Source organism: Ruegeria sp. AU67 (assembly GCF_900312795.1).
Taxonomy (GTDB): Bacteria; Pseudomonadota; Alphaproteobacteria; order Rhodobacterales; family Rhodobacteraceae; genus Ruegeria; species Ruegeria atlantica.
The window spans coordinates 1-2,117 of record NZ_OMPH01000044.1 but is presented as its reverse complement, the minus strand read 5'-3'; the positions used below and the strand labels follow the sequence as shown (position 1 = coordinate 2,117).

Sequence of the window (2,117 nt, the reverse complement as noted above, 5' to 3'; positions counted from 1 at the left end):
TTACCGCAGTTCATTCTTCCGTCCACAACCATTTCAATCAGGAACGCGCCCTCTACAGCAGAGACAATTTCAAGCTCAACCGCGCCGCTGCTCTCTCCGAGTGGCGCCAACTTTGTTCAGCATAAGTGCCGGCATTTAGGGGTAAACAGAGACTGCTTCGAATTGGTCTGACAGCACCTCCGGAATGGGTCTGTTTGCTGTGATTGATAACATCGACACGAAAGGCAGCTTTGTCCCGCACTCCGGTCACTGACGTACCGCGCAGCGAATGACTGCTTCGAGCCCTTAGCGACCAATGCTGCACGTTGCATCAAGAACGCCAAAAAGCAGAAACTGATCATTGGGGGCCGATGGGTCGGCCCTTCGCGGATCTTGAAAACGGTGCTTGATTGCTGCTGTCGCAGCCCGCATTGCAGACATTCCCTGAGCCTACTCAATTCTGTAGGCGGAATACACTTTGATGTGTGTCGCAATAGGGCATCTTGCTGGAATCCCACCAAAACGGGTGCCCCTGAATCCCACTTAGTTCCCTGACACCTCGGCCATCCCTTCGATTGACCGGCGGCGATTGGGAGGGTCTTGTCAGAAGAACTTGTCTTGAGGCGGGCAGGGCGAGCACTTAGCGTCGCAGGATGACAAAACGCAGCCCTTTTCGCTACTTCAAGACGAGCCCCGAGATCATCCGTCTGGCCGTCATGATGTATGTTCGGTTTCCGCTTTCGCTTCGCAATGTTGAAGATCTTTTGCACGAGCGCGGCATCGAGATCAGCCACGAAACTGTGTGAAACGTTGGTATTTGAAACCGCAGCTCACATTCACCGGGAAGGCTTGAGAGCAGAAAAAAGGGACACCTGTGAAAGCGGATTGGCAGCTCAACACTGCAATCAATATATTTCAATATTTTTATCTGATTATGTGAATCCTTGACGATCTGGTAGTCAATTGCCTGTGCTGTTTGCAAAAGCAGCCCGACTACTCGATTCATGATTTTTGAGGAATGGAAAATGCCTACTTTAAAAAACCGCCTTGCAATCGTCGTCTCAAGCCTAGCGTTCATTTTTGTTTTTGCGAGTACTGCGACCGCAAAATTTACTGCTGAAGATGCTGCGAAACTAGACACGGAAGCGGAAGCCACATTAGCTCAATTCAAGGCCGATACAAAAGGCGCTGACGAAGTACTGGCGAGCGCTAAGGGCGTTTTGGTGTGTCCAAACATCACGAAAGCTGGCCTTGGCTTTGGCGCCGAAGGAGGTCGATGCGTGCTGGTATCTGGCGCTGATGAAAAGCTTTATTACAACACCTTCGGCGTCAAAGGTGGTTTCATCGCAGGAATTCAATCCCATTCGATGATCTTGGCATTGAACACAAACGAAGCGCTGGCAAAGTTCACCAGCAATGACCGCGAGTGGGAATTGGGCGTGGATGCATCGGTGGCCGTGGCCAAAATTGGTGCTGGCGGTGATTTGGACACCACCAACCTTAAAAGCGATATCGTATCCTTCATTTTTGGTCAGAAGGGTTTAATGGCTGATGTGAGTTGGAAGGGGTCGCGTTTCAAAAAACTGGAAATCGAATAGTAGGTTGTTTTCCAGAAAAGAAGTTTCGCGGAAGTATTCTTAACTGGATGTTCCGCGAAGCATCTTCGGTGAAAGTGGGTCCGAGAAGTTCCGCTTCGAGCCCGTAGCGGCCATTGCTGAACCTCGGGCTAACTTACGCTCGTCGACAAGGAGGCAGAGACCATTGTATGACCTCTGCCTCATCACTTCATCTATTGAAGAACTTAGCAACAGCGTCGGTTGATGCCTTCACGGCCTCGGGCTTGTAGTAGAATTCCACATGGGAGAACTCATCAAACGCCAATTCCTCATGCTCACTGGTCGGCGCTGTCAGAAGAAACTTATTGAGGCGGGCAGGGCGAGCACTTAGCGTCGCAGGATGACAAGACGCAGCCCTTTTCGCTACTTCAAGACGAGCCCCGAGATCATCCGTCTGGCCGTCATGATGTATGTTCGGTTTCCGCTTTCGCTTCGCAATGTTGAAGATCTTTTGCACGAGCGCGGCATCGAGATCAGCCACGAAACTGTGCGTTATTGATGGAACAGATTTGGCCCGATGTT

The 2,117-nt window shown here is 50.8% G+C and carries 1 protein-coding gene and 3 pseudogenes; all 4 read left to right on the top strand.

Going from position 1 to position 2,117, the window contains the following annotated elements; translation table 11 throughout:
- Positions 1 to 125 (top strand): annotated as a pseudogene (locus DK510_RS23435) (IS6 family transposase); the annotation flags it as partial.
- A gap of 507 nt (positions 126 to 632) precedes the next feature.
- Positions 633 to 782, top strand: a pseudogene (locus DK510_RS22680) (IS6 family transposase); the annotation flags it as partial.
- A gap of 222 nt (positions 783 to 1,004) precedes the next feature.
- Positions 1,005 to 1,577, top strand: a complete 573-nt coding sequence (locus tag DK510_RS22675; protein WP_160116601.1) for a YSC84-related protein — start codon at positions 1,005 to 1,007, stop codon at positions 1,575 to 1,577.
- Positions 1,578 to 1,935: 358 nt separating this feature from the next.
- A pseudogene (locus DK510_RS23430) lies at positions 1,936 to 2,088 on the top strand (IS6 family transposase); the annotation flags it as partial.
- Positions 2,089 to 2,117: the final 29 nt, after the last annotated feature.